A 24,463-nucleotide genomic window follows, 5' to 3' on the forward strand; every position below is an offset into this window, starting at 1 on the left:
CTCGAACGCTGTGTAGGAGCGGGTTCACCCGCGAAGAGGCCGGCACAGGCCTCGAACGCTGTGTAGGAGCGGGTTCACCCGCGAAGAGGCCGACACAGGCCTCGAATGCTGTGTAGGAGCGGGCTTGCCCGCGAAGAGGCCGGCACAGGCGATCAATCAGTCGAAGTAGCCACGAAGCCCGAATGCATACCCGGTATCCACAGCTGTCGCCTCACCCCGGCTCCAGCGCTTCTTCAGCACGAACTCGAATGCCGGCTCGTACAACCCGTCGCGCACCAGTGCCCCCGCCAGCACCTCCACGTCGTACCAGCCATTGTCCAGTTCGATGATCGGCCGCCCTGGCACCTGGTAACGCGCCATCAGGTCACCCAGGGTCTTGGGCGTGAAGTGCTGCAGGATGCGCCAGGTGTACAGCATCAGCGCACCGTGCTCGACCCGCAGTACATAGCCATTGCGCCGGTGCTTCAGGCGGCTGCCGGCCTCGCGCAGGGCCGGGGTGTGGTTATCGAGGGTGAACAGGATGCGGTAGGGCAGGTTGTCGACACCGGCCAGCGGCAGCACGATGCCTTCGCGCACCGCCTGGTCACCGCTGTCACCGTGGGTGAACGCACCGGCCAGGTCGTCGGGCAGTTGATGGTCTTGCTTGAAGCGTTCGAGCAACTGGATATCGCCGAGCAGAAAATAGTCGACCAGGTCGTTGAGCACTTCGCTGAATTCGTGGCGCATCTTTTTTCCTTGTGGGTGCGCATTGGGATAAGGGCAACCGGCTAGTGCTTCTGGGCAATCTGGATCAAGTTGCCGCACGTGTCATCGAACACCGCCACGGTAACCGGCCCCATTGGGGTGGGTGGCCGGATGAACTGCACACCGGCTGCACAGAGCCGGGTATATTCGGCCTGGATATCGCGCACGCCGAACGAGGTGGCGGGGATGCCATCCTGCTTGAGCGCGGCCTTGTACACCTTTGCCGCCGGGTGCGCGTCGGGTTCCAGCAGCAGTTCGACGCCATTGGGGTCGTTGGGCGAAGTCAGGGTCAACCAGCGGTGCCGGCCCATGGGGATGTCGTGCCTGGGCTCGAAACCGAGTACGTAGTGGTAGAAAGCCAGGGCCTTGGCCTGGTCGTCGACGAGGATGCTGGTGACCACGATCTTCATAAGCACACACCGTTTACCTGGGGCCGATGACTATCAGTAAAGACGTTCGGGCGTTTTTGACCAGTGGTTGCAGTGCCACGGGGGCCCGTTACAGGTGCAAGCGTGGTGCGGCGCCGGTTTACGCAGGCCTGTGAGACGAGGTACTGGCAGACCCTACAAAAAACCTGTTCAAGGCATAGGTAAATCCTTCAGCGCTCAGCCCCCGCAGAGCGGCAGCCAAGGGTAAAGTGTGAGGCATGATCCCAGCCTGCCCAGACCCGCGTCAGAGAGGTACCCTGTGGCTGCCTATACCTTGCGACAACTGAAGTACTTCGTCACCACCGTGGAAGCGGGCAGTGTGGCCGAAGCGTCACGCCAGCTGTACATCGCCCAGCCGTCCATCTCCACGGCCATCAAGAGCCTGGAGGAAAGTTTCGGTGTGCAGCTGTTCATCCGCCACCACGCCCAGGGCGTGTCATTGACACCCAGCGGCAAACGCTTCTACGCCAAGACCAAGTCGCTGCTGCAGATGGCCCATGAGTTCGAACAGAATGCCCTGGCCGACAACGATACCGTCGCCGGGCAAATCGACATTGGCTGTTTCGAAACCGTGGCGCCACTCTACCTGCCGCGCCTGATCGCCGGTTTTCGTCAGCGCTACCCGGGGGTGGACATTCGCCTGCGCGACGGTGAACAGCAGGACCTGATCCAGGGCCTGACCGCCGGAACATTCGACCTGGCATTTCTCTATGACCACGACCTGGATGGCACCATCGAGGCCGAGCCGCTGATGCCGCCGCAGAAGCCCTATGTGCTGCTACCCGAGAACCACCGCTTTGCCAGCCAGGCCCAGGTCTCGCTGCGCGACCTGTGCCCCGAGCCGATGATCCTGCTGGACGTGGCCCCTAGCCGCACCTACTTCGTCAGCTTGTTCAACGAGATGGGCCTGGCACCGAACATTGTCTTCAGTTCGCCGTCGATCGAGATGGTGCGCGGCATGGTCGGTCAGGGTTTCGGTTTTTCGTTGCTGGTAACCCGTCCGCACTCGGAATACACCTATGACGGCCAGCGCCTGGCAATGCTCGACATTGCCGAGCCGGTGGCGCTGTCGGGGCTGGCTGCGGCGTGGTTGAAGCGAGTCCAGCTGACCAAGCCGGCGCAGTTGTTCGTGGAGTTTTGCCGGGAAGAGCTGGCGAAGTTCTGAACTGAGCACGCCATGCTACCCCGGCAGGAGGCGCATGGCGTGGCATTGCTCAGGGGCTGACCTGATAGCCGCGCCCCTGCAGGCAACCGCTGTAGGCACTGGCATGGGCCTGGGTTTTGGCTTCGTCCTGGCCGCGCCGGTCCTGGCGCCGGTCCTGACGCTGGCGCATGCCACCGACCGCGGCTCCGGCGGCGGCCACTTCGCCAGCACGGTTCTGCCGGTATTGCTGTTTGGCATCGTCACCCACCCGGTCATACAACGCGTCATGCTGGTTGCCGCGCACCTGCGCGCCTACAGCACCGGCGGCGGCACCCGCAGCTGCACCGCGAACCCGGCCACCGACATGGGGGTCGCTGGACGTCGCCGTGCCGTTTGCGGCATTGGTGGCGACGGTATTGCAATCGTTGATATCCAGTTGCATCTGCTGGCTGCTCTGGCCCTTGAGCGGCACCACCGACTGCGCCTGGGCGGCCGATGCTGCGCACAGCAGCATCAACAGGTAACTCCACGTGAACGTACGCATGGCACACCTCCACCGGGCGGAAAGCCCGCCTCACAGGATAGTTCGCCTTTGAGGTCGTGATGGAAGTTTTGCCCAGATGGTCTACACCGGATATCAGACGCCGTTCCGATTAGCCTCTTGGCCTGATCCAAGGCTACCTGCGGGCAAACCATGAGCCAGACGCAAGATCTGATCATCTGCGAGTATTGCGACACGGTGTACCACCGTGCACCGCTGCTCAAACATCAACGTGCCCTTTGCCAGCGCTGTGGCGGCGTGCTGTACCGGCACAGGGCACTGACCATCGAGCAGCGGCTGGCATTGAGTGTGACTGGCGGTGTCCTGCTGGTGTTCGCCAACTATTACCCGGTGATGACCATCGGCATGCAGGGGTTGACCCACTCGGCCACCTTGTGGGACGCCGTGCAGATCCTCAGTCACGGCAGTATCACCTTCATCGCCCTGGTCATGGCGCTGTCGATCATTTTTGCGCCGCTGCTGCAAATTGCCCTGTTGTGCTGGGTGTTGAGTTTTGCCCTTGCCGGTCAGCGTGCCCCCGGCTTTGCCCTGTGCATGCGTGGCCTGGAAAGCCTGCGGCCCTGGAGCATGCTGGAGGTGTGTCTGCTGGGGGCGATGGTGGCGGTGATCAAGCTGGCGGGGCTGCTCGATGTGATCCCCGGTATCGGCCTGCTGGCCCTGGCCGCACTGAGCATGTTGATCATCCACATTGCCGGCAAGGACATCCGCGATTTGTGGGAACAGGTATGACTGTCCCAGCCATGGCGCACGACCTTGGCTTGTGTCTGTGCCATGGCTGTGGCCAGGCATGCGACACGCGCAGTGGCGCGCACACCTGCAACCGTTGCGGCGCCGTCATTCACCGGCGCAAGGCCAATGCCATCAGCCGTGGCTGGGCGTTTCTGCTGGCCGCCCTGATTTTCTACATCCCCGCCAACCTGCTGCCGGTGATGCACACCGAAATGCTCGGCAGTGGTACAGAAAGCACCATTGGCGGTGGCGTGCTGGAGTTCTGGGAAGCCGGGGCCTGGGACATCGCGCTGATCATTTTCATTGCCAGCGTGGGTGTGCCCGCCATCAAGTTCTTTTCCCTTGGCCTGCTGCTGTTCACTGCCCAGCGTGGTTCTTCCTGGGCCTGCCGGCAGCGTTCGCAGTTGTACCGCTTCGTCGAGCTGATCGGCTATTGGTCCATGCTCGATGTGATGGTAGTGGCGTTGGTGGCTGCGCTGGTGCAACTGCGCGGGCTGGGCACCATCGAGCCGCGTGTGGGCATTCTGTTTTTTGGCATGGTGGTTGTGCTGACCATGTTCTCTGCGATGAGCTTTGATCCACGCTTGATCTGGGATAGCCATGCCAACGAGGGGAGGCCGCATTGATGGGGCAACAGACTGACAAGCGCGAGGGCCCTGGGCAGGTTGAAGTGCGCACCCGACGTTGGAGTGTGTCGCTGGTATGGATCGTGCCGATCCTGGCGATCCTGATCGGCGCTTCGCTGGTGGTGCGCAACTGGATGCAGCAAGGGCCGGTGATTACCATTTCTTTCCACAGTGGCGAGGGATTGGTGGCGCACAAGACCCAGGTAAAATACCGCAGCGTGGTGATTGGCGAAGTGACTACGGTGGACTTGGCCGACGACAAGAAGAGCGTGGTGGCCAAGGTTCAGCTCTCCAACGATGCCCGTTCGTTTGCTACCCAGGGGGCGCGCTTCTGGGTGGTGCGACCGCGCATCGGCGTGGGCGGGGTTTCCGGGGTGGACACGCTGCTTTCGGGCAGTTTCATCGGGGCCGATTCCGGCGAGTCGAAGGTGCCGGAAAAGTCCTTTGTCGGCCTGGAGCTGCCACCGCCGATCACCTATGACGAAAAGGGCAAGCGCTTTGTTCTTGTCGCCAGCGACCTTGGCTCGCTGGATATCGGCTCTTCGATCTACTACCGCAAGATCCCGGTGGGCGAAGTGGTGTCCTTTGCCCTCCAGGGCGATGGCAAGGGGGTAGAGATTGGCGTGTTCGTGCAGGCGCCCTACGACACGTTCGTCACTGCTGACACGCGCTTCTGGAATGCCAGTGGCATCGACATGCAGATCGGTGCCAATGGCCTGAAGGTCGATACCGAATCGCTGTCGTCGATTCTGGTGGGCGGGTTGGCCTTCGGCTCGCCCGATTTCGCCGCGCAAGCCGAGCCTGCTGCCGACCAGGCCCGCTTCCAGCTATTCGCGGACCGCGACATGGCGCTGTCGCCTCCGCATGGCCAGGCGCAGTACCTGCAGTTGCGCTTCGACCAGGCCATGCGTGGCCTGTCGGTGGGCGCGCCAGTGGAATTCAAGGGGGTGGAGTTTGGCCGGGTCACCTCGATCCAGCTCGATTACGATGCTACGCGGCAGAGCTTCCCGGTAGTGGTCGATGCGGTGATTTACCCGCAGCGGCTAGGGCCGGTGCACCGCAAGATGCTGGCGGTGTTCAAGCACACCGAGGGTGATATGGAAGGGGCGCGGAAACTGATTGGCACGTTTGTCGAACATGGGCTGCGGGCCCAGGCGCGTAGCGGCAACTTGATCACCGGGCAGATGTTCATTTCGCTGGACTTCTACCCGGATGCCCCGAAGGTGACCTTCGACATGGCTGCCAACCCCATCATGATCCCGACGCTGCCCGGCAGCCTTGAGCAGTTGCAGGAACAGCTGCAGCGGGTGATGGAGCGCATTGCCAAGCTGCCGCTGGAAAGCATCGCCGGTAACCTGGACGGTAGCTTGCGTGAGCTGCGCGTCAGCCTCAGGCAGTTCAATGGCCAGACGCTGCCGGAGGTGAAGGTGGCGCTGGACGAGGTGCACAAGACCCTGCGCACGACCAACTCGGCCATTTCCGAAGATTCGCCGCAGCGCGAGCGAATGGGCGAAACACTGGACGAGCTGGAGCGCATGTCGCGGTCGCTACGTGACCTTGCCGACTACCTGGGCCGCCACCCCGAGTCGCTGATTCGTGGCCGGCCGAAAGCGGCCGGGCCCGCAGACCTTGAACCCTGAGGAGACAGCCGATGCAACGACTGCGCAATGTATGTGTGGCCAGCCTGCTGGTGTGGCTCGGGGGCTGCAGCAGTACGCCGAACAACTACCACACGTTGGTACCGAGCGAACCGGTACGTGACAGCGGCCAGCGCATCCAGGTGGTCAGGGTGGCTGTGCCGCCCCAGGTCGACCGCCCACAGTTGGTGGTGCGGCAAGGGCAGAGCGGCCTGGCCATCCTGGAGACGGAGTGGTGGGGCGCCAACCTGGTGGATGAATTCCGCAGCGCCCTGCAGGACCTGTTGGGCGGCCCGGCAGGCGGTGGCAAGGCGTCGCTGCGGGTGGATGTGCAGCGCTTCGACACGGTACCAGGGCGCTATGCCTCGCTGGAGGCGGTGTGGCGCCTGAAGCAGCAAGGGCAGGCCGAGCTGACCTGCCGTACGTCTGTGCAGACTGCCGCGGACAACAGCATCACCAGCCTGGTGAATGCACACCAGGCCAACCTGCGCAAGTTGGCCGAGGCGGTGCGGGGGAGTGCCCTGCAGGGTAGCTGCCGGGCATGAACCGGCCTTATTACTGCCGGGTGCTGGCTGTTTCCTGTGCCCCGTCGGCCTTGTCCTGCGGCAGCTGATCGAACTCGCGCAAGCCATCCTTGCGGTACGGGTCGCCGATCCAGCGTGGTGCTACCACGAACTGTGGGCTCACCAGGCTCTTGGCCGGTTCATAGCGGTCGTAGCTCAATCCGGCCAGGTCTGACAGGGTATGGATCAGATGCGAACTGCTGTAGGGGCGGTTGGCCATTGCCTGCAAGTCACGCGGGTGTTCGGCCTGCCAGCTAGGCGAGGTCCACAGCAGGAACGGGATGGTGTACATCGGCCGGGTCGGTGCGCCTTCATTGCGCCCCAGGCGGTCGTGGTCACCGGAGCTGTACACGTCTTCACCATGATCGGACAGGTACATCAGGAACCCGTTGGGGTTGCCTGCCGCATAACGCTTGATCAGGGTCGACACCACATAGTCGTTGTAGCGCACCGCGTTGTCATAGAAGTTGTAGGTTTCTACCTGGTCCGCCGTCAGCTTGGCTGGCACACCTTGCTTGTCGTTGAAGTGCGCATAGTCGTCCGGGTAGCGGTAGCGGTAGTCCATGTGCGTGCCCAGCAGGTGCACGATGATGAACTTGTTGGGCGCAGGGTCTTGCAGGGCTTTCTCGAACGGTGCCAGCACCACGTCATCGTACTGGCTGGCATTCTGGTTGCGCTGGTTGTTCAGGTACACCGGCGCGTCTGTTTGCTGCGAGAAGGTGGTGAGCATGGTGTTGCGCTTGGTCAAGGTCTGCTGGTTGGTGATCCAGAAGGTCTTGTAGCCTGCCTGTTTCAGCAGGTTGATCAGCGACGGGTCGCTGAGGAAGCGGTCCGGGTTCTGCTCGTCGCCGAACGTGAGAATCTGCTGCATCACTTCGATGGTGTACGGGCGCGGCGATACCACGTCGCGGAACACGGTCAGGCCCTTGTCGCTGGCGGCCAGCGCGTCGAGGTTGGGCGTGGTATCGCGGTTATAGCCATACAGGTGCATGTGCTCGCGGGTGGTCGACTCGCCGAGCACCAATACCAGGGTGCGTGGCGCTGTACCACTGCTGTCTCGCAGGTTTTGCAGCGGTGGCAGTGCGGCATTCTGGGCCAGCAGTTTCTGCATGTTGTCCAGTTGCTGGCGGTACTGTCGGTAGCCGACCAGCAACTGCCAAGGGACGGCCGGCTCCATTCGCTGCTGCACTTTTTCGAGCGCATCGGCGAAGTTGCGCTCCTGGGTGACCATCTGCTTGTAGAACGGCATGACCAGATTGGCCACCAGCAATAGCACGACCACCGGCAGTCGGCTGCGCAGCGGCAGGCTGACCGGGCGCACGCGTCGCCACAGCATTACCGCGACCAGCGTGTACAGCACCAGTGCCAGGCCCAGCCCCACGCTGAAGTATTGGCTGAAGTACTCACCAGCCTCGGCGGTGTTGGACTCGAACATCACAAAGATGACGCTTTGTGAAAATTCCTGGCGATAGATGCCGAAGTAGCTCAGGCCCACCAGCGATGCAGCCCACAGCACCAGACCAATGATTGCCGCGGTGGCGCGGGTGAAGCGCGGCAGCAACAGGACGGGCGCCAGCCATAGGCTGCTGAGGAATAACGCATCGCGAAAACCGGCGAAGCCGGTCGTCCCGCTGAACAGCAGCAGCGCCTGGGTTACACCGGAGAAATACCAGAAGAACAGCAAGAGCCAGCCGAGCCCGGCCCAGTCCACGCGCTTGTGCGCGGCGGGGGATGTAGTGTTTGACACGTATGCCTCGTCGTACCTTGGCGGCCAGCGGTTGTGCGCGTGACCGGAAAGGGCGTGACGCTAATCTGCGGACTGTGAAAAATACGTCAACGCGTTGAATCCTGTGACCTGCGTGGCCGTAGCAGGCATAAGCTGGGCTGTTCACTGCGCTTTCCCAGGCTGCCGGGGTATGATGGCGGCAGCGAAACGTCCTGAAAGGCCCCGTAGAGTATGAACCGTCGTAAGAAGATCAAGCAGCTATTGCAGGCGCATGCCAAAAAGGCCAGTGCCAAACTGGCGCCACGCAAGCCCAAGTACATCTGCAAGGCGGACCGCTTGAAGATGGAGGCAGAGGCGGCGGGGGAGGCTCCGCAGCTGGCCGACTGACACTGCCCCTAAAACCGATCGCTTGGGCTTCAACGGCGGTAGTAATGATGCGCGTCATGATGACGCTGGCGCATGGCGCGCTCATGGCGGCGCTCCCAATCACGGCGCCGTTCCCAGTCGCGCCGCCGCTCCCAGTCCCGGCGGGCTTGTTCACGCCGCCACTGTTCGCGGCGCCAGTCGCTTCGGTGGTCGTGCCAGCGATCGTCATCATGCGCCAGGAGGGTGGCTGGCTGTTCAACGGCCACGCTGGCCACGCTCGACCAAGGGTTGCCGGCTGGCTTTAACGGTGACTGGACAGCCGGTGAAACCGGTTCGGCGGCTTTCATTTGCGTTGCCGATGCCGTGCCCACCGCCGCGAGCGAGAACAGGCCGAGCAGCACCAACCTTGCGACATGTATTTTCATGAGCGTAGCCAACCTCTGATAACGAATGAGCCATCTGGCCAGCAGGTGTGGGGCGAACCTTGTCTCGCGTTCCGCTACCTTTCTGTGCCTCACACATAGACAGGGAATCAAGAAAAAGTTCGCTACAGCAACAACTTGAAGAACTTTGCCGGGGTGGTTGGCGCTGTGCAGTAGCCGCCGTGAGTGCCCCACTGGACAGTCATAGGCCTGCAAACACCTCACGCAAATGCCGCCGGTAACTGTCGAACGCAGCAATCGCCCCTTTCACCACCTCTGCTTCTTCCTGCTCCCCCAGCACCAGGCTGTCCAGCCTGGCAACAAATGCGCGCCAATGCAGCGCTCGGCCATCCGGGTGGGGGGCCAGGTGGCGGGCGCCCTTGTCACCCTCCAGCCCAAGACGTTGCGTGTGCTTGTAGAGAAACGCCGCCCCCAGGTTCGAGCCTTCACTGCAATACAGCCATCCCAAGGCCTGGGCCGAGCTGACACAGACCGGTTGGGTGGACGTTGGCAGCGACAGGCCCAGGTCGCGCAGGTCGGCCTCGACTGCCGCAAAACGTGACAGCGCCGCCAGCCCCGGCAGTTGCTGGTTGAGCTGTTCATCCTGATACAACGCCAGCAGGCTGCCATGAAAGCGGTGCTGCACCTGCAGGAAACGACCATAACGCTCGCGGTTCTCGAAGGGCCGCGCTGCCATTACCAGTTGATCGACGCTGTCATGATCCCTGCTGCTGGCCGCTTTCAGGCGTTTGCAGCGGCTTGGTTCGGTGAAGGGGGAAGTTACAGCGGTCATCGGCGTATCCGTGGCAATAGAGCAAGGTCCCCATGATGCTTGCCATCCTTGGCAAGCATCAAGCGTCACACGCCCGACCTGACCGAGTTCGCAATGATGGAGCGCAAGGTCGAGGCTCATTTATCATGGCGGCTGCCTTTACCATTGCCAAGGATACTTGCCATGAGCGCCCTTCAGTTCCGCACCCCCGTTCCCGCCGATGCCGAGCGTTGCTACGCCATCGAAATTGGCGCCTATGAAGGGGATGAGGCGGCCACGCTGGAGAAAATCCGCACGCGTATCACGCAGTACCCACAAGGCTTCCTGGTGCTGGAAAGTGACGGCGAGATCGTGGGTTTCATCAACAGTGGCTGCGCCCACGAGGTCGTGATGTCCGACGAGGCCTTCAAAGAGCTGGTCGGCCATGACCCGGCGGCAGCGAACGTGGTGATCATGTCGGTGGTTGTAGACCCGGCCCACCAGGGCAAAGGCTACGCCAAACTGTTGATGAACGAATTCATCGGGCGCATGCATGCGGCGGGCAAGCAGACCATTCACCTGATGTGCAAGGAGCAGCATGTGGCCCTGTACCAGAAGCTGGGCTACCGATACGTGAAACCGTCGCCGTCGGACCACGGCGGCATGGCCTGGCATGAGATGGTCATGGGCCTTTGAGTGAACGTGAAATCGTAGTGTGCGCTACCCGCAGCTTCTAGCCACGCACCCGGCTTTCCTCATGGGAAAACAGGTAACGCTTTGATTGACGTTGGTGGCTTGCTGCCTTTGTTCTCTATGTGACAGCGCAGCCCAAAGGGCTGCGCATGACCTTCATTCAACCCGGCGATGCCGAACTGATGCCTGGCCTCAAGTGCCACTGACCAGCTGATGGGCCAGCTGGTTGTGGCGTTCCAGTACGCGCGGCAGGTCGACGGTGGCCAGCTGGCCGTCTTTCACCACGACGCGGCCGTTGATCACGCTGGTATGCACCTGGGTCGGGGTGCAGAACACCAGTGCCGCCAATGGGTCATGGTGGCCGCCGGCATACGCCACATGGCCCAGGTCGAAGGCGACGAAATCGGCGACCATGCCCGGGGCCAGGGCGCCGATATCATTGCGGTTGAGCACTTTCGCGCCACCCAGGGTGGCAATCTCCAGTGCTTCGCGTGCGGTCATCGCGTCAGGGCCGAAGCCCACCCGTTGCAGCAGCAGGGCCTGGCGCACTTCACCGATCATGCTGGCGCCGTCGTTGGAGGCAGAGCCATCGACCCCCAGGCCCACCGGTACGCCGTGGTCGCGCATCTTGCGTACCGGGGCGATGCCCGAGGCCAGCCGCATGTTCGAGCATGGGCAGTGGGCGACGCCGGTGCCGGTGCGGGCGAACAGCTCAATGCCGTGCTGGTCGAGCTGCACGCAGTGTGCATGCCATACATCATGGCCGACCCAGCCAAGGTCTTCGGCGTACTCGGCAGGGGTCATGCCGAACTTCTCGCGGCTGTAGGCGATGTCGTTGACGTTCTCGGCCAGGTGGGTGTGCAGCGACACCCCATACTGGCGCGCCAGCACGGCAGCTTCGCGCATCAGGTCGCGGCTGACCGAGAACGGCGAGCATGGCGCGACCACGATGCGGCGCATCGAGCCGTGGCTGGCATCGTGGTAGTCCTCGATCAGGCGTTGCGATTCCTTGAGGATGTCGGCTTCCTTTTCCACCACCGCGTCAGGTGGCAGGCCGCCTTGGCTCTGGCCCACGCTCATGCTGCCGCGCGCGGCATGGAAGCGCATGCCGATCTCGGCCGCCGCGTGGATGCTGTCGTCGAGCTTGCAGCCGTTGGGGTAGATATACAGGTGGTCGCTGGAGGTGGTGCAGCCGGACAGGATCAGCTCGGCCATGGCGGTCTGGGTCGACACCGCGATCATCTCGGGGGTCAGGCGCGCCCAGATCGGGTACAGGTTGGTCAACCAGTTGAACAGCTCGCCGTCCTGAGCTGCCGGTACCACGCGGGTGAGGCTCTGGTACATGTGGTGGTGGGTGTTGACCAGGCCTGGGATGACCACCTTGCCGGCCATGTCCAGAACCACGTCGGCGTGCTGCGGGAGGGTTTCGCTGGGGCCGACTTGCTTGATCAGGTTGTCTTCGATGAACAGGCCGCCGTTCTTGATTTCGCGGCGTTCGCCGTCCATGGTGACCAGCAGTGCGGCGTTTTTGACGAGGAGCGTTTTTGCAGGGTTTGTAGATGACATGGTGCAAGCCTGCGCAATACGCATCGGCGATTACCGATGTCATAGGCGCTCGGTATTGTAAGCAAGCTTTTTACTGATTGTATACAGCTCGAAGTACCCGTGCCGGCCTCTTGGCGGCTTGAGCCGCGAAGAGGCCGGCACGGGTTGCAGCCATGAAAGATCACACCGCCTCGCGGCTGCTCACACCCTCCAGCAACCGGGCAATCCCCAGCGGGTTAGCGTTTTTCAACGCATCCGGCAGCAGTGCGTCCGGGTAGTTCTGGAAGCACACCGGGCGCAGGAAGCGGTCGATGGCCAAGGTGCCGACCGAAGTGCCGCGGGCGTCGGAGGTGGCCGGGTAGGGGCCGCCATGCACCATGGCATCGGAAACCTCCACGCCGGTCGGGTAGCCATTGAGCAGCAAGCGCCCGGCCTTGCGTTCCAGCAGCGGCACCAGTGAGGCAAAGGCGTGCAGGTCGTCAGGTTCGGCAATCAGGGTGGCGGTCAGCTGACCTTGCAGGTGACGCAATGCTTCGGCCAGTTGCTGGGCATCGGCCACTTCAACCACCACGGTGCAAGGGCCGAACACTTCTTCCTGCAACAGCGGGTCGCCATTGAGCAGCAGGCTCACGTCGGCCTTGAACAACTGCGGCTGAGCCTGGTTACCCGTTTGCGGTTGACCGGCCAGATGCTGGATACCCGGGTGCGCCAGCAAGTGCTGCACAGCGTTCTGGTAGCTGCGCAGGGTGCCCGCGTTGAGCATGGTCTGCGGGCTCTGGTCGGCCATGCGTGCCACCAGCGTTTGCAGGAAATGCTCGAAGTGTGGCGACCGGATACCCACCACCAGGCCCGGGTTGGTGCAGAACTGCCCACAGCCCAGCACCACCGAGGCGGCCAGCTCGGTCGCCACCTGCTCACCGCGAGCCTGCAGAGCCTGCGGCAGCACGATCACCGGGTTGATACTGCTCATTTCGGCGAATACAGGGATCGGCTGCGGGCGCGCTGCGGCCATGTCGCACAGGGCGCGGCCACCGCGCAGCGAGCCGGTAAAGCCGACCGCCTGGATGGCTGGGTGCTTGACCAGCGCTTCGCCCACACCGGCACCGTAGATCATGTTGAAAACGCCTGCCGGCATGCCGCTGCCGGTCACTGCACGGTCGATGGCCGCGGCCACATGGGCCGCAGTGAGCATGTGCCCGCTGTGTGCCTTGAACACCACCGGGCAGCCGGCGGCCAGCGCCGAAGCGGTGTCACCGCCAGCGGTGGAGAAGGCCAGAGGGAAGTTGCTGGCGCCGAACACGGCCACCGGGCCCACGCCGATGCGGTACTGGCGCAGGTCCGGGCGCGGCAGTGGGGTGCGCTGGGGCAGGGCGCGGTCGATGCGTGCAGCGTAAAAGTCGCCACGCCGTACCACCTCGGCAAACAGGCGCAGCTGGTTGCTGGTGCGGCTGCGTTCGCCGCGGATGCGTGCTTCAGGCAGTGCGGTTTCGCGCATCACGTCCTGGATGAAGTCATCACCTAACGCGTCCAGTTCGCTGGCGATCGCGTCGAGAAAAGCAGCGCGCTGGTCCGGGCGGGTGCTGCGGTAGCTCGGGTAGGCCGCCTCGGCGGCCTGGGCGGCGGCCTCGACTTCGTTGCCGGTCGCCTGGTAGAAGGCGTAGGGCAGTGCTTCACCGGTGTGGGCGTCGAGGCTGTGCAGCAGCACGTCACCGTGGCCACTGAGCTGGCCGGCGATGTGGTTCAGGCGGTGTTCGATGGACATTTCGTTTCCCGTTGGCAATGACAATCGTTGGTCAGGACTGTAGGGGGGCGAACGGGGGGCTGAATAATGATTAATCCGGATCGGGTGATAACGAACAGTTATCACCCGGGTTCTCGCGATGCCCGGCAGGAGCGGTCACGCAAGGCGTCAGGGCTCACTCGGCCATCTGCAACTCTGGCAGCTTCACGCGCAACGCCCGGGTCAGCCCCAGTAGCACCAACAGGCCCAGGCCCATCCAGCACAGGCCGATGGTGAACGACAGGCTGGTCAGGCTGCTCCATAGCCACAGCGTGCTGAGAAAGCCCAGGCTGGGAATGGCGCCGTACAGCAGGCAGTTGCGGCAACCGCGCAGTTTCTGGTCCACCAGGTAGTGCTTGACCACCGCCAGGTTCACCGCCGAAAAGGCGAACAGTGCGCCAAAGCTGATCATGTTCGCCACGGTATCCAGGGTGATCACCAGGGCGATCAGCGACAGCAGGCTGACCACCAGGATGGCAGTGGCCGGCACGCGCTTTTTCGTCACCAGCTGGCCGAATGCCCGCGGCAATGCGCCGTCACGGCCCATGGCGAACAGTACGCGCGACACGCTGGCTTGGGACACCATGGCCGAAGCGAAGCAGCCGGCCACGTAGGTCGCGGTGAAGGCGGTTACCAGCAGCTCGCCGCCCACCCGGCGCATCACGTCGACCGACGCCGAATCCGGATCGGCGAAGCTGCCCCAATCGGGGAACACCATCTGTGCGCAATAAGACACCACCAGAAACAGCAGGCCGCCGATCAACGACACCGCCAGAATCGCCACGGGAATGCGGTAGGTCGGGTTACTGGTTTCCTCAGCCATGGTCGACACCGCATCGAAGCCGAGGAACGACAGGCACAGCACGGCGGCGCCGGTCATGATCAACGGCACGCTGAAGCCTTCGTGGTGCAAGGGGGCCAGCAGCGACACCGGCTCCGCCTGTCCGCTGAGCTTGAGAATGGACAGGGCGACGAAGACGATGATGAACACCAATTGCACCACCACCAGGATCCAGTTGACCCGGGTGATCGACTCGATGCCGATCAGGTTGAGGAAGGTGACCAGGGCAATGGAGCCCGCCACCCACACCCAGGCATGGATGGTCGGGAAGTATTCCGACATGTAGATGCCGATCAGCAGGTAGCTGAGCAGCGGCAGAAAGATGTAGTCGAGCAGCAGTGTCCAACCGGTGATGAAGCCGATATGGCTGCCGAAGGCCTTGCGCGTGTAGGTGTAGACCGAGCCGGAGTAGGGGTGGGCCTGGACCATGCGGCCGTAACTGTAGGCGGTCAGCAGCATGGCGGCGAGCGTGAGCAGGTAGGCGGTGGGCAGGTGCCCTTTGGTCATCTGGGTGACCAGCCCGTAGGTGGTGAATACGGCCAGGGGCACCATGTAGGCCAGGCCAAACAGCACCAGGGCGGTCATGCTCATGGACTTGCGGAAGCGGCCGGTGCTGGTGCCGGGTTGCGAGGGTGCATGCGGGGCGGGGCTATGGGCTGTACTTGTTGTTGTATGCATTGCTAACTCCTGAAAAGGGATGCAGGACACCGCGGCAGGCGAGCAGGCTCGCGACCGTTAGGTGCTGTGCAAGGAGGTCGAGCGGAAAGCTCGCAGCGCTGGGGCGGGTTGATGCTCCCACACCCTGCAGGTACCCGGAATCACCCTTTGGGGTGAGCGGCCACTGCCCTTGCCCGGCTCACCCCAAAGGGTGATTCCGGTGCCTGCAGGCCCGTGGGAGTATCTGCTCAACGACGCACCGCACTGGCGGCGGTGCCACTGAGAAGAAACGGCAGGCTTACAGTGACTAATCAATTGCTTTCAGCACAATGGTTCGAGCACCAGGCCAAGGTCACCGAGGCGATTGGCCGACCGGGCTTTGCCGCCAGCCTGTTTGCTGCACTGGGTGTGATACGGCCGATCCAGGCGACCACGGTGTACCTGTACCCGCACGACGGCATGCCCTGTGCGCTGTTCGAGCAGGATGACAAGGCACCTTGGCAGCCCGAAGGCAATGTCAGCCGCTACCTGTCGGGTTTCTACCTGCTTGACCCGTTCTACGGTGCTTGTGTGGAACAGGTCGAATCCGGCTGCTACGGCCTGTTCGAAGTGGCGCCCGATCACTTCGAGGTCAGCGAATACTACCAATCGTTCTACCGCCACTCGCACCTGGAGGATGAGCTCAACTACATCCTGCAGGTGGCGCCCGGGCAAAGCCTGGCGGTGTCGCTGGCCTTCACCGACAAGCTGGATGAGCAAAGCCGCACGCGGTTCGGGCTCATCACGCCTTGGGTGCTGGCGGTACTCGGCAAGCATTTTGCCGGGCTGGACAGCCGCGCAGGCCGCTTCGAGAACATCCTCGAGCAACGTATCCATGCCGCGCTGAACAACTTCGGCAGCTCGCTGCTGACCGAGCGTGAATGCCGTATCGCCCAGTTGATCCTGCGTGGTCACTCGACCAGGTCGCTGGCCGAGCGGCTGGGGGTGTCGGAAGACACCATCAAGTCGCACCGCAAGAACGTCTACGTCAAGCTCGACATCGGCACCCAGTCCGAACTGTTCTCCCTGTTCATCGACGCACTGGCCAATGCCCAGGGCGTGCTGGGCAAGGACCCGCTGGAAAGCTACATGGGCAAGCTGCGCTGAGCGCCAGCTACCCTGCAACCCCACCGCAAAGGAAAACCAACAATGAACGCGCCTTTCGCCCCGCAACGCCAGACCCGTGACTACCAGGCAGCCGATGCCGCCCACCACATTCATGCCTTCCTCGACCAGAAGGCGCTGAACGCCGAAGGGCCGCGGGTGATCGTCGGGGGCGAACGCCTGCACCTGTGGGACAGCGAGGGCAAGCGTTACCTGGATGGCATGTCTGGCCTGTGGTGCACCCAGCTCGGTTATGGCCGTCGTGACCTGACGGCCGCCGCGGCCACGCAGATGGATCAGCTGGCCTACTACAACATGTTCTTCCACACCACCCACCCGGCGGTGATCGAACTGTCCGAGTTGCTGTTCAGCCTGCTGCCGGGGCACTACAGCCACGCGATCTACACCAACTCCGGCTCCGAGGCCAACGAGGTACTGATCCGCACCGTGCGCCGCTATTGGCAGGTGGTTGGCCAGCCAGGCAAGAAAATCATGATCGGCCGCTGGAACGGCTACCACGGCTCAACCCTGGCGGCCACGGCGCTGGGCGGGATGAAGTTCATGCACGACATGGGCGGGCTGATTCCGGATGTGGCACACATCGACGAACCTTACTGGTACGCCGAGGGCGGTGAACTGACCCCGGCCGAGTTCGGCCGCCGCTGCGCCCTGCAGCTGGAGGAAAAGATCCTCGAACTGGGTGCCGAGAACGTTGCCGGCTTCATTGCCGAACCCTTCCAGGGGGCCGGCGGCATGATCTTCCCGCCGGAAAGCTACTGGCCGGAAATCCAGCGTATCTGCCGCCAGTACGACGTGCTGCTGTGCGCCGATGAGGTGATCGGTGGCTTTGGCCGCACCGGCGAATGGTTCGCCCATGAATACTTCGGCTTCGAGCCCGACACCCTGTCGATTGCCAAGGGCCTGACCAGCGGCTATGTGCCCATGGGCGGCCTGGTGCTGAGCAAGCGCATTGCCGAGGCGTTGGTGGAGCGCGGCGGGGTATTTGCCCACGGCCTGACCTATTCCGGCCACCCGGTGGCGGCGGCAGTGGCCATCGCCAACCTGAAGGCGCTGCGTGACGAAGGCATCGTGCGCCAGGTGAAGGACGACACGGGGCCGTACCTGCAGCGCATTCTGCGGGAAGTGTTTGCCGACCACCCATTGATCGGTCAGGTGCAAGGGGCCGGGCTGGTGGCGGCGCTGCAGTTTGCCGAGCACAAGCCGACGCGCAAGCGCTTTGCCAACGAGAACGACCTGGCCTGGCAGTGCCGCACCTTTGGTTTCGAGGAAGGGGTGATCATTCGCTCGACCCTGGGCCGGATGATCATGGCCCCGGCCTTGATCGCCAACCACAGCGAGCTGGATGAGCTGGTGGAGAAGACCCGGATAGCCGTAGACCGCACGGCGCGGCTGGTCGGCAAGCTCTAAGCCTTCTGGGGGCGCTTCGCGCCCCGATCGCGACGCAAGGCCGCTCCCACAGCAATCGCGTCGCTTGCAGGGGCAACGCTGTTCTTGTGGGAGCGGCCTTGTGTCGCGATTGGGCTGCAAAGCAGCCCCGGCGATTCATCCGTGGGACGACGCCCCCATCCAAAAGATTGCTCCCATGTTTACCAGGAGTACACATGTATACCCTCGAATTCTGGCAACAACGCGCTTCGGACCTGTACCTGCCATCCAAAGCGCTGATCAATGGCAAACCCGTCAACGCAGAGGATGGCGCCACCTTCGCAGCCATCAACCCCGCCACCCACAACGTAATGGCACAGGTTACCGCCTGCGGCCAGGCCGAGGTCGACCTGGCCGTCGCCAGCGCCCGTCGAGCCTTTGAGCACGGCCCCTGGCCGCGCATGGCGCCGGGCGAGCGCAAGAAGGTGCTGTTGCGCCTGGCCGAGCTGATCATGGCCCATCGTGAAGAACTGGCCTTGCTGGACTCGCTGAACATGGGCAAGCCGGTGATGGACGCCTACACCATCGACGTGCCGGGCTCTGCACATGTGTTCGGCTGGTACGGCGAAGCGCTGGACAAGCTGTACGACCAAGTGGCGCCCACGGCGCCCACGGCGCTGGCCACCATCACCCGCGAAGCACTCGGTGTGGTCGCGGCTGTGGTGCCGTGGAATTTCCCCCTCGACATGGCCGCCTGGAAGCTGGCCCCGGCGCTGGCTGCCGGTAACAGCGTGGTACTCAAGCCCGCCGAACAATCACCGTTCTCGGCCCTGCGCCTGGCCCAACTGGCGCTGGAAGCCGGTGTGCCGGAAGGCGTACTGAACGTAGTGCCGGGCCTGGGCGAGCAGGCCGGGCAGGCGCTGGGCCTGCACCCGGATGTGGACTGCCTGGTCTTCACCGGCTCCACCCAGGTGGGCAAGTACTTCATGCAGTACTCGGCGCAGTCCAACCTCAAGCAGGTGTGGCTGGAGTGCGGCGGCAAGAGCCCAAACCTGGTGTTCGACAACTGCCAGGACCTGGACCTGGCTGCGGAAAAGGCCGCCTTCGGCATTTTCTTCAACCAGGGCGAGGTGTGTTCGGCCAACTCGCGGCTGTACGTGCAGCGTGCCATCCACGATGAGTTCATCGAGCGCCTGCAGGCCAAGGCTCGCCAGTGGCTGCCCGGTAACCCGCTGGATCCGGCGAGCCGCGCCGGGGCCATTGTCGATGCCGAGCAGACCGGCCGCATCGAGGCCGCCATCGTGCGTGCCGGGCAAGAGGGCGCGCGATTGGTGTGTGGCGGCCGACGCCTGACCGTCGAAGGTTCGGACAACTACATCGAGCCGACCATTTTTGCCGGTGTCGAGGGCCGCATGAGCCTGGCGCGGGAGGAGGTGTTCGGCCCGGTGCTGGCGGTCAGCGCCTTCGACACCGAAGAAGAAGCGGTGCGCCTGGCCAACGACAGCATCTATGGCCTGGCAGCCTCGGTGTGGAGCGACGACTTCAACCAGGTGCACCGGGTAGCGCGTGCGTTGAAAGCCGGTACCGTATCGGTGAACACGGTCGATGCGCTGGATGTGACGGTGCCGTTCGGTGGGGGCAAGCAGTCGGGGTTTGGCCGCGATCTGTCACTGCATTCGTTCGACAAGTATTCGCAGCTCAAGACCACCTGGTACCAGTTGCGCGGCTGATCTCCTGATCATGGCCCACGTCGCCTGCGTCGCGGTACAAAGCCTTGCACGATCGTCTGTAAACGTGTTGCCGGCCCGGCAGAACGCTCACATGCACTCTACACTGCTGCAGACATCAGCCAAGGCAATGTGCCGCACATGGAGTACCTGGGATGGGCTGCGTGTCGACGGGGCGTGTCGTTGGCAATAGAGGACGTGGTATTTCACTGCAGTGGCTGGTGGCGCTGGCCATCGTGCTGGGCATGCTGCTGCTCGGCGCTGCCCTGGCCTGGCAGGGGTACCGCGGTATTCGCCAAACCCTTGTGGCTGCTGCTGGCGATGCCGCCCAGCAGGTTGCCAAGACGATCGACGAGCGCGCCAGGCGCCTGATCGAGCCGGCGCAAAGCAGCATTCGCCTGCTTGCCCACAACCCGACTGTGCACACCCAGGCACAGCGCCTGGATCGGCTGCCACAGCTGGTGGAAATGCTGGACGCCAACCGCATGCTCAGCGCCGCCTATCTGGGTTACCCCAGCGGCGAGTTCCTGCTGGTGCGTCGCCTGCATGACCCGCAGCTGATGCAGCGTTTCGCCGCTCCACCGGGCACGGCATTTCTGGTGCAGAGCGTCAGCCATGGCGAGGGCGCCAAGGTGCAGGGCGAGTGGCGTTTTTATGATCGGGCGCTGAACCTGTTGCAGGCCCAGGCCAAATCTGACTATCGCTACGATCCACGCCTGCGCCCCTGGTTCGCTGAAGCCACGGTACAACCCTCTACGGTGCTGACTCGCCCTTATGTGTTCTTCACCACCCGCGAGGTCGGCTTGACCATGGCCCAACGTAGCGTCGACGGTGGCGCCGTGATCGGCCTGGATGTCTCGGTCAACGACTTGGCCAGCGAGACTCAGGACCTGCGCATGACCCCGGGTACCGAGATCGTGGTGGTCGATGACCAGGGCAACGTTGTGGCCTATCCGGACCCGCAGCGGGCAATCGTGCACGAAGGGCAAGGCGTGCGCCTGTCGCGTGTCGCCGAGCTGGGCGCTCCCAGCCTGGCGCGGCTATACGCTGACCTGCCCAAGGGCAACCAGCCTCAGCCTTATCAGGTGGATGGCCAGACCTGGTATGGCATTCGTGTGCATCTGACCACCCTGGCCGGGCACGACTTGTACGTGCTGATTGCCGTACCCGGCCACGAGTTACTGGTGGGGGCGCGCAAAGTCTTGTACGAGCAGTTGCTCTGGACCATGGCGCTGATGGCCGTGCTGCTGGTGCTCGGCGGTGTGCTTGGCCGGCGCATTGGCCGCCCGCTGCGGCTGTTGCGCGAGCAGGTTCAAGGCTTGGCCAGTTTTGATTTCAGCCGTGAGGTGGGCGTGCACTCGCGGGTTTCCGAGGTGCGTGAACTGAGCCGCGTGCTGAGCCGCATGTCCGGTACCATTCGCCACTTTCAGGCGATTACCCTTACGCTCAGCCGTGAGCGAAACCTGGAGCGCATGCTCGACGGCGTGCTGAACCATCTGGTAGAAGCTGCCGGGGGCGACGCCGGCGGGGTTTACCTGTATGACGCTGAACAGGCTTTGCTGCGCCTGGCCGCCTCGTGCCGCGGTGAACACTACCCAAGCGAGCTGGCAGTGGATGAGGGCGCCCGGCAGCACTTGGCTGTAACAGTGACCCAGGCCCTCGGCCTGCATGAGCGCAGTCTGGCCGTGGTGCTGAATGACCGTAGCCAGGCACTGTTGGGCATCCTGGTCCTGCAAATGGACGAAGAGCAGGCGCAGGAGCGGGTGGGCGAGGCATTCCGGCGCTTTGTCGAGGAATTGTCCGGAGTGGCTGCGGTGGCTATCGAAACCCGCCAGTTGGTCGAAGCCCAGCAACGCCTGCTGGACGCCATGATCAAGCTGCTGGCAGACGCCATCGATGCCAAGAGCCCCTATACCGGTGGTCACTGCGAGCGGGTGCCTCAGCTGGCGCAGATGCTGCTGGATCAGGCAGTGGCAGCCGACAGCGGCCCGTTCGCCAGCTTCAGCATGACCGAGGCAGAACGGTACGAGTTCCGTGTGGCAGCGTGGCTGCACGATTGTGGCAAGGTCACCAGCCCCGAGTACGTGGTGGACAAGGCGACCAAGCTGGAGACCCTGTACAACCGCATCCACGAAGTCCGCATGCGTTTCGAAGTGCTGTGGCGCGATGCGGAGCTGGCCTACTGGCAAGGACTGGCCAGTGGCGCCGACCAGCAGGTGCTGAAAGCCGCACTGCAGCGAAGCCAGGCCGAGCTGCAGGACGACTTCGCTTTCGTCGCCCAGGCCAACATCGGCGGCGAGTTCATGCAGGACACCGATATCCAGCGCTTGCAGGTGATCGGCAAGCGCCGCTGGCTGCGCCATTTCGATAACCGCCTGGGCATCTCCCGTGACGAGGCGGAACGCCTTGTCGGCGTGCCGCAGCCTGCACTGCCGACAGAGGAGCCATTGCTGGCTGATCGCCCCGAGCACTGCGTGCCCTGGGGCACCCGCACGCCGCCGGTGGTCAAGGATGACCCGCGTAATATCTGGGGGTTCGACATGCACCTGCCAGGCCACGCCAGCAACCACGGCGAGTTGTACAACCTGTCGATCCGCCGTGGCACGCTGACTGACGAAGAACGCTTCAAGATCAACGAACACATCGTGCAGACCATCATCATGCTCAGTGCGCTGCCGCTCCCGCGCCAGCTCAAGCGGGTACCCGACATCGCCGGCAACCACCACGAAAAGATGAACGGCAGCGGCTATCCGCGTCGTCTGGGCGGGCAGGATCTGGGCATCGCCGAGCGGGTGATGGCGATTGCCGACATCTTCGAAGCACTGACGGCTGCAGACCGGCCATACAAACCCCCGAAGACGCTGTCCGAATCGGTGAATATCCTGGTGGCCATGGCCCGCGAGGGGCACGTCGACGGGCAACTGCTACAACTGTTCCTCAGCAGCGGGGTATACCGCCAATATGCCGAGCGCTTCCTGCGCACCGAGCAGATCGACGAGGTGGATGTGGCCTACTGGCTGGCGCAACTTCAGGAGCGCAGCGCCGCGAGGCCTGTGCGCTGAGGGGCGACAGCGCTGAAAAATCAGACCGCGTGGCGCTCGATTCAAGCGCCACGGCCTTTCCCTGCGTCCTCCTGCAGAGCGCCGACCACCCGGGTATTGTGGGTCAGCTCACTCATACCCCTGCACCCCGGCAATGTGCCGCCCGGCGACATAGCCAAAGGTCAGCGCCGGCCCCAGGTTGATGCCACCCGACGGGTACCAGCCACCAAACACGCTGGCCATGTCGGTACCTGCTGCGTACAGGCCTGCAATCGGTTGCCCGGCCTCATCCAGTACACGGGCATTGCCGTCGGTGCGCAACCCGGCGAAGGTGCCAAAACAGCCGGGCTTTACTTTCACCGCATAGAACGGCCCGTGCTCGATGGGCGCCACGCAAGGGTTAGGGCCCTTGTGCTGTGGGTCACCCTGCTTGCGGTTGAACGGCGTGGAACCACGGCCAAACGCCGGGTCCTGGCCGTTACGGGCATGGTTATTGAAGTCAGTGACCGTGGCGCGCAGCCCGGACGGGTCAATGCCGCAGGCCTGGGCGAGCTGCTCGAGCGTGGCGCCGCGTTTCAGGTAGCCGTTGCGCACATGCGGCCCTACCGGCAGCGGTGCCGGGCGAGCATGCCCCAGGCCATAGCGGCGCAAGAAGCGATGATCGCAAACCAGCCACGAGCACACCTCCTGGCCCTCCGGCACTGCAGCGACCATGGCCGACACATAGTCGTAATAGCCATGCGCTTCGTTGACGAAACGCTTGCCGTTGGCCAGCACGCCGATAACGCCCGGTTTGCCGCGCTCGATAATGTGCGGGAAGTGGCCGACGCTGCCGTCGCGATACGGCACCTGTGAAACCGGTGCCCAGGCCACCGGCGACTTCAGGTCGGTGGCAACCACACCGCCGGCGGATTCGCCCAGGCGCAGGCCATCGCCAGAACACCCCTTGGGCGGCAGCGCCAGGTTGTCGTGGCCGCTGGCATCGCGCGGGAACAGTTGCTGGCGCCGGGCGTTGTCATTGGGGAAACCACCTGCCGCCAGCACCACGGCCTTGGCGCGGATCAGTTGCTCACCCTGTGGCGTCGCGACCCACGCCCCGCGTACCTGGCCACCCTCGATCAGCAGGCGTTTGGCCGGCGCCGACGCTTGCAGGTGCACACCCAGGTCCTGTGCCGATTTAGCCAGGCGCGCCACCAGTGCCACACCGTTGACCAGGTGCATGGGCCGACCATGGCGGGCCAGGTGGTACAGGTGTCGGCCAAAGCGCTTGCACACGTGCAGCAGGGCTTTGGGTGAGCGGGTCATGTTGAGGAAGGCGGCAAGGTCGGCTCCGGCCATGATCGGCATGCCCATGAACGAGGTTTCGCGCATGGTCTTGCGCAAGCGTGGCAGCAGGGCGCCAACCTCGCGGGCATCGTAGGGCGCGGCGATCACCTGGTGGCCGCCAAGGGCTGCCCCCGGCGTATCGCCATGCATGTCCGGGATGCCGTTGCCGTCGGCAAACTGCAACGCCGTGTACTTCTCGAAAAACGCCACCATGTGCGGGCACGCCTCAAGGAAGGCATCGACGCGCTCGGCATTGTAGTTTGCCCCCAGCTCATGGCGCAGATAAGTCCGCGGCTGTTCGATGTCTTCCTCGATGCCGGCCCTGCGCGCCAGCGGGTTGCGTGGCACCCAGGCCCAGCCGCCGGACCAGGCGGTGGCACCGCCAAACACCGGCTCTTTCTCCGCCACGATCACCTTCTGCCCATGCCAGGCAGCCGTGACGGCCGCCGCCAGCCCGGCGGCGCCAGAACCTATGACCAGTACATCGCATTCGGTTTCGAGAGGAGCGGAAGGCATTGCGGGTTTCCTGTGCTTTTATTAGAACAATGTTCCACATTCTTATCAGCAGCGGGTGGTCCTGCAAGGTCAGGTTGGTCATGTCAGGCAAGAACTGGGCGATCATCGGA

The 24,463-nt window shown here is 63.5% G+C and carries 21 protein-coding genes; 11 read left to right on the forward strand and 10 right to left on the reverse strand.

Translation table 11 applies throughout. From position 1 onward, the window contains the following. Positions 1-156: 156 nt before the first annotated feature. A complete protein-coding gene (locus ACTJJN_RS19845; RefSeq protein WP_003250813.1) occupies positions 157-726 on the reverse strand; it encodes a hypothetical protein in 570 nt (189 codons plus the stop codon). Between the two features lie 41 nt (positions 727-767). Then, positions 768-1,154 (reverse strand): VOC family protein, encoded by a 387-nt coding sequence (locus tag ACTJJN_RS19850; RefSeq protein ID WP_003250815.1) that lies wholly within the window; start codon positions 1,152-1,154, stop codon positions 768-770. Between the two features lie 277 nt (positions 1,155-1,431). On the opposite strand from ACTJJN_RS19850, the gene ACTJJN_RS19855 reads away from it, so the two are divergent. Then, positions 1,432-2,337, forward strand: coding sequence for a LysR family transcriptional regulator (locus tag ACTJJN_RS19855; RefSeq protein WP_014753507.1), 906 nt, complete (start codon positions 1,432-1,434; stop codon positions 2,335-2,337). A 49-nt stretch (positions 2,338-2,386) separates the two neighbouring features. On the opposite strand, the gene ACTJJN_RS19860 is transcribed toward ACTJJN_RS19855, so the two are convergent. Beyond that, the gene (locus tag ACTJJN_RS19860; RefSeq protein WP_003250819.1) at positions 2,387-2,860 is read right to left on the reverse strand and encodes a YMGG-like glycine zipper-containing protein; all 474 of its coding nucleotides are present in this window, start codon (positions 2,858-2,860) and stop codon (positions 2,387-2,389) included. Positions 2,861-3,010: 150 nt separating this feature from the next. Here ACTJJN_RS19860 and ACTJJN_RS19865 point away from each other — a divergent pair, with 150 nt between their 5' ends. From ACTJJN_RS19865 to ACTJJN_RS19880, 4 genes are read left to right on the forward strand one after another with little or no spacing between them, the layout of a single operon-like run. Beyond that, positions 3,011-3,607, forward strand: a complete 597-nt coding sequence (locus tag ACTJJN_RS19865; RefSeq protein WP_440781547.1) for a paraquat-inducible protein A — start codon at positions 3,011-3,013, stop codon at positions 3,605-3,607. Further along, a complete protein-coding gene (locus ACTJJN_RS19870; RefSeq protein ID WP_012052818.1) occupies positions 3,604-4,233 on the forward strand; it encodes a paraquat-inducible protein A in 630 nt (209 codons plus the stop codon). The genes ACTJJN_RS19865 and ACTJJN_RS19870 overlap by 4 nt, the downstream gene beginning before the upstream one ends. Then, a complete protein-coding gene (locus ACTJJN_RS19875; RefSeq protein ID WP_440781548.1) occupies positions 4,233-5,873 on the forward strand; it encodes a PqiB family protein in 1,641 nt (546 codons plus the stop codon). The genes ACTJJN_RS19870 and ACTJJN_RS19875 overlap by 1 nt, the downstream gene beginning before the upstream one ends. 11 nt (positions 5,874-5,884) lie before the next feature. Then, the gene (locus ACTJJN_RS19880) at positions 5,885-6,415 is read left to right on the forward strand and encodes a PqiC family protein (protein WP_004575415.1); all 531 of its coding nucleotides are present in this window, start codon (positions 5,885-5,887) and stop codon (positions 6,413-6,415) included. Between the two features lie 10 nt (positions 6,416-6,425). On the opposite strand, the gene ACTJJN_RS19885 is transcribed toward ACTJJN_RS19880, so the two are convergent. Continuing rightward, the gene (locus ACTJJN_RS19885) at positions 6,426-8,180 is read right to left on the reverse strand and encodes a phosphoethanolamine transferase CptA (RefSeq protein ID WP_221100184.1); all 1,755 of its coding nucleotides are present in this window, start codon (positions 8,178-8,180) and stop codon (positions 6,426-6,428) included. Positions 8,181-8,390: 210 nt separating this feature from the next. Between ACTJJN_RS19885 and ACTJJN_RS19890 the strand changes: the two genes are divergently transcribed. Continuing rightward, positions 8,391-8,546: a DUF2986 domain-containing protein gene (locus tag ACTJJN_RS19890; RefSeq protein ID WP_003250831.1), complete on the forward strand. Its 156-nt coding sequence runs from the start codon at positions 8,391-8,393 to the stop codon at positions 8,544-8,546. Between the two features lie 29 nt (positions 8,547-8,575). Here the strand turns inward: ACTJJN_RS19890 and ACTJJN_RS19895 are convergent, their stop codons facing one another. Together ACTJJN_RS19895 and ACTJJN_RS19900 are read right to left on the reverse strand one after the other, a co-directional pair. Then, complete coding sequence (locus tag ACTJJN_RS19895; RefSeq protein ID WP_014860835.1) at positions 8,576-8,950, reverse strand: hypothetical protein; 375 nt, start codon at positions 8,948-8,950, stop codon at positions 8,576-8,578. Positions 8,951-9,149: 199 nt separating this feature from the next. Further along, positions 9,150-9,740 carry a biliverdin-producing heme oxygenase gene (locus tag ACTJJN_RS19900; protein WP_070095728.1) on the reverse strand — a complete coding sequence of 197 codons (591 nt, stop codon included), beginning with the start codon at positions 9,738-9,740 and terminating at the stop codon, positions 9,150-9,152. 162 nt (positions 9,741-9,902) lie between these two features. Between ACTJJN_RS19900 and ACTJJN_RS19905 the strand changes: the two genes are divergently transcribed. Beyond that, positions 9,903-10,394: a GNAT family N-acetyltransferase gene (locus ACTJJN_RS19905; protein WP_012052813.1), complete on the forward strand. Its 492-nt coding sequence runs from the start codon at positions 9,903-9,905 to the stop codon at positions 10,392-10,394. A gap of 189 nt (positions 10,395-10,583) precedes the next feature. Here ACTJJN_RS19905 and ACTJJN_RS19910 read toward each other — a convergent pair whose 3' ends face one another. The 3 genes from ACTJJN_RS19910 to ACTJJN_RS19920 all read right to left on the reverse strand — a co-directional run bounded on the left by ACTJJN_RS19910 (position 10,584) and on the right by ACTJJN_RS19920 (position 15,235). Then, positions 10,584-11,957, reverse strand: a complete 1,374-nt coding sequence (locus ACTJJN_RS19910; protein WP_221100183.1) for an 8-oxoguanine deaminase — start codon at positions 11,955-11,957, stop codon at positions 10,584-10,586. Positions 11,958-12,117: 160 nt separating this feature from the next. After that, the gene (locus ACTJJN_RS19915; protein WP_221100182.1) at positions 12,118-13,698 is read right to left on the reverse strand and encodes an aldehyde dehydrogenase (NADP(+)); all 1,581 of its coding nucleotides are present in this window, start codon (positions 13,696-13,698) and stop codon (positions 12,118-12,120) included. A 154-nt stretch (positions 13,699-13,852) separates the two neighbouring features. Then, positions 13,853-15,235, reverse strand: a complete 1,383-nt coding sequence (locus tag ACTJJN_RS19920; RefSeq protein WP_440781549.1) for an APC family permease — start codon at positions 15,233-15,235, stop codon at positions 13,853-13,855. A 282-nt stretch (positions 15,236-15,517) separates the two neighbouring features. Between ACTJJN_RS19920 and ACTJJN_RS19925 the strand changes: the two genes are divergently transcribed. The 4 genes from ACTJJN_RS19925 (at position 15,518) to ACTJJN_RS19940 (ending at position 22,532) form a co-directional block, all read left to right on the forward strand. Continuing rightward, entirely contained in the window at positions 15,518-16,360 is an 843-nt protein-coding gene (locus ACTJJN_RS19925) for a helix-turn-helix domain-containing protein (RefSeq protein ID WP_221100181.1), read from the forward strand. Between the two features lie 42 nt (positions 16,361-16,402). Beyond that, positions 16,403-17,785, forward strand: a complete 1,383-nt coding sequence (locus tag ACTJJN_RS19930) for an aspartate aminotransferase family protein (RefSeq protein WP_003250846.1) — start codon at positions 16,403-16,405, stop codon at positions 17,783-17,785. Positions 17,786-17,979: 194 nt separating this feature from the next. Further along, complete coding sequence (locus ACTJJN_RS19935) at positions 17,980-19,473, forward strand: aldehyde dehydrogenase (RefSeq protein WP_014753497.1); 1,494 nt, start codon at positions 17,980-17,982, stop codon at positions 19,471-19,473. 152 nt (positions 19,474-19,625) lie between these two features. Continuing rightward, entirely contained in the window at positions 19,626-22,532 is a 2,907-nt protein-coding gene (locus tag ACTJJN_RS19940; protein ID WP_440781551.1) for an HD domain-containing phosphohydrolase, read from the forward strand. Between the two features lie 108 nt (positions 22,533-22,640). Here ACTJJN_RS19940 and ACTJJN_RS19945 read toward each other — a convergent pair whose 3' ends face one another. Then, a complete protein-coding gene (locus tag ACTJJN_RS19945; protein WP_440781552.1) occupies positions 22,641-24,353 on the reverse strand; it encodes an FAD-dependent oxidoreductase in 1,713 nt (570 codons plus the stop codon). Positions 24,354-24,463 lie beyond the last annotated feature (110 nt).

It is taken from the genome of Pseudomonas sp. 22515 (assembly GCF_052044625.1).
Lineage (GTDB): Bacteria > Pseudomonadota > Gammaproteobacteria > Pseudomonadales > Pseudomonadaceae > Aquipseudomonas > Aquipseudomonas alloputida.